This is a genomic window from uncultured Novosphingobium sp., from assembly GCF_964277725.1.
In the GTDB taxonomy this organism is placed as follows: Bacteria; Pseudomonadota; Alphaproteobacteria; order Sphingomonadales; family Sphingomonadaceae; genus Novosphingobium; species Novosphingobium fluoreni.
In genome coordinates this window covers 1-2952 of sequence record NZ_CAXYKL010000138.1, presented here as the reverse complement: position 1 = coordinate 2952, position 2952 = coordinate 1, and the positions used below count along the sequence as shown (strand labels likewise).

4 protein-coding genes are annotated in these 2952 nt (G+C 65.2%); all 4 read left to right on the top strand.

The features are described 5' to 3' along the window. Positions 1–74: 74 nt before the first annotated feature. Positions 75–1481, top strand: a complete 1407-nt coding sequence (gene thrC, locus ACHWRX_RS08220; protein ID WP_394658829.1) for a threonine synthase — start codon at positions 75–77, stop codon at positions 1479–1481. Positions 1482–1497: 16 nt separating this feature from the next. Beyond that, on the top strand, positions 1498–2385 hold the full coding sequence (locus ACHWRX_RS08215; RefSeq protein WP_394658828.1) for a class I SAM-dependent methyltransferase: 888 nt from the start codon (positions 1498–1500) through the stop codon (positions 2383–2385). A gap of 9 nt (positions 2386–2394) precedes the next feature. Then, the gene (locus ACHWRX_RS08210) at positions 2395–2766 is read left to right on the top strand and encodes a dihydroneopterin aldolase (RefSeq protein ID WP_058736152.1); all 372 of its coding nucleotides are present in this window, start codon (positions 2395–2397) and stop codon (positions 2764–2766) included. Further along, on the top strand, positions 2766–2952 hold a 187-nt coding region (locus tag ACHWRX_RS08205), incomplete at its 3' end, for a Rossmann fold domain-containing protein (RefSeq protein ID WP_394658827.1). The genes ACHWRX_RS08210 and ACHWRX_RS08205, both read left to right, overlap by 1 nt.

Genomic DNA, 2952 nt, shown 5'->3' with positions numbered 1-2952 from the left:
GGTTTGGAGCTATCTCCAAGGTCGGTCGCCACCGCCATTGCGCCATGCCGCTGGTGCGGCTAGGCGCAGGCGCCATGGAATACGTCAGCACCAGGGGCACTGCTCCCACGCTCGATTTCGAGGGCGCCACGCTCGCCGGTCTTGCCAGCGACGGCGGCCTCTATGTCCCGCGCGAATGGCCGCGCTTCGATGCGGCTGAGATCGCCGCCTTGCGGGGACTTCCTTACGCGAAGTTGGCGGCCCGTATCATGCAGCCATTCGTCGGTGAAAGCTTGACGCCGGACCGGCTCGAGGCGCTGTGCGAAACGGCTTATGGCCGCTTCAGCCATGACGCGGTGACGCCCTTGGTTCAGCTTGACGGGCAGAACTGGCTGATGGAATTGTTCCACGGCCCGACCCTGGCCTTCAAGGATGTCGCCCTACAGCTTCTGGGCCTGCTGTTCGAAGAGTTCCTGGCGCGTTCGGACCGGAATCTGACGATCGTTGGCGCGACCTCGGGTGACACCGGCTCGGCCGCGATCGACGCGGTGGCGGGACGCGCCAAAGTGGATATCTTCATGCTGCACCCCAAGGGGCGGGTCAGCGATGTCCAGCGCCGGCAGATGACCACGGTGCTGGCGCCCAACGTCCATAACCTGGCGCTGGAAGGTGCAAGCTTCGATGATTGCCAGGCGATCGTGAAGCGCATGTTCAATGACCGCGCGATGACCGATCGATTCGCCATCGGCGCGGTGAATTCGATCAACTGGGCGCGGCTGATGGCGCAGGTGGTTTATTACTTCGCCACCGCGTTGCAGCTGGGCGCGCCCGATCGGGAGGTGGCTTTCTCGGTCCCGACCGGCAATTTCGGCGATGTCTTTGCGGGCTACGTCGCGCAGCAGATGGGCCTGCCGATCGCGCGGCTGATCGTGGCGACCAACGTCAACGACATCCTGCACCGGGCCCTCGCTTTTGGTGACTATTCGCAAGGCACCGTCACCGCCACGGCCTCGCCTTCGATGGACATCCAGGTCTCCTCAAACTTTGAACGCCTGCTGTTCGATCTCGGCGGGCGAGATGGCCTGGCCTTGTCCGCGCAGATGGCGGGCTTCGAGGCGACGAAGGCGATGCAATTGACCAATGCGCAGCGCGAAGGGGCGGCGGGGCTGTTCACCAGCTGCCGCGCCGATGCGGACCAGATGGCACATGCGATTCGTTGGGCGTGGGAGCATTGCGGCGAACTGATTGATCCGCACACGGCATGCGCGCTTCATGCGGCCCGCGTGGCGGGGCTCGACCCGGCTGTACCGATCGTGACTCTGGCCACCGCGCACCCAGCTAAGTTCCCGGAGGCGGTGGAGCGTGCCACTGGGCAGCGCCCCGGCCTGCCTTCGCGTGTCGGCGATCTGTTCGAGCGTGAGGAGCGCTGCGTTGGCCTGACGGGCACGTATGATGCCGTTGCCGGGTTCGTGGCCGAACGCGCTACGCCCAAGGCCGGGTAAGGGCGGCGCGCCGCTCATGGCCGATCTTCCGCGCGATCCCCTCATCATGGTGGGCGAGAGTTGGGGCGATTACGGCCTGATCGATTCGGGCCATGGCCGCAAGCTGGAGCGCTACGGCGATTACCGGTTCATCCGGCCGGAGGCGCAGGCCTTATGGTCCCCCCGTTTGGACCAGTGGGACGCCCATGGCGAGTTCGTACCTGGCTCGGACGAGGATGGCGGCGGTCGGTGGCTGTTCGAAAAGCCGGTTCCGCGCGAGGGTTGGCCCTTGGCGTGGCGCGACGTGCGCTTTACCGCGCAATGTACGCCCTTCCGTCACCTCGGCTTCTTTCCGGACATGGCCCCTGTGTGGGACTGGATGCGCGATCAGCTGCCTGCCGAAGGTGCGCAGACCCTGAACCTCTTCGGCTATACTGGGGTCGGCACGCTGGCGCTCTCGGAGCGGGGGGCGGTCTCCCACGTCGACGCCTCGAAGAAGTCGGTGGGTCAGGCGCGCGAGAATGCGGCGCTTTCGCGAATGGCAGATCGGCCGGTTCGCTGGCTGATCGATGATGCCGCGAAATTCGCCGCGCGTGAGGTGCGGCGCGGCCGTCGTTATGACGGTATCATTCTTGATCCCCCCAAGTTCGGCCGTGGACCTACGGGTGAGACATGGCGCCTGGAGGAGAACCTGCCCGGCTTGATGGCGGACTGCCGCCGCCTGCTGGATGCGGACAGCAAGTTTCTGTTTTTGACTGTTTATGCCGTGCGCATGTCGTCCCTGGCGCTGGCGGGGCTGCTGGCCGAGCTGTTCGCCGATCTGCCGGGCAAGATCGAGCATGGCGATCTGGCGGTGCGCGAGGATGGCGAGAGTGGGCGGCTGCTGCCTACCGCGATCTTCGCGCGCTGGTCCAATCCGGGCTAAAGGCGCCTTATGGCCGATTCGCTTACACTCGAAGTTGCCGACTTCATCGTCGACGTGCTGACCGGGATCTATTCCGAGGAAACCGGCAAGCCGCAACCGCTGCGTATCTCCATGGCGGTGGAGATGAAGCCGATCGCCCGCTACTCTCCCGATACCCCGCTCAGCGCCAGCAAGAACTATATGGACCTGAAGTTCGCGGCGAGCGGGGCGCTGCCCGAAGGCGTGCATTTCAAGCTGATCGAAGCGGTGGCCGATCATATCTGCGAAACGCTTTTCCTTCAGGACGACCGTATCCTGGCAGTGACGGTGAAGATCGTGAAGCTCGCCATCGCAGAGGCTGGCGAAGCGATCGGGATCACGCTGAGGCGCGAGCGGCCCTGATGTCTGCGGGGGCGGGAATGTTGCGGGTGGGCGTGCTCCCTACCGATCCGCTGGACGCTTCCTCCCACTTCCACGCCGCCGTTCTGCCCCGGATACGCGATGCGCTGGCGCAAGGCGGCGATTGCGTGCTGCTGTTCGATCCGGCGGACCATACCCATCGCGAGTGGCGCCTGGGCGTGGTGCATG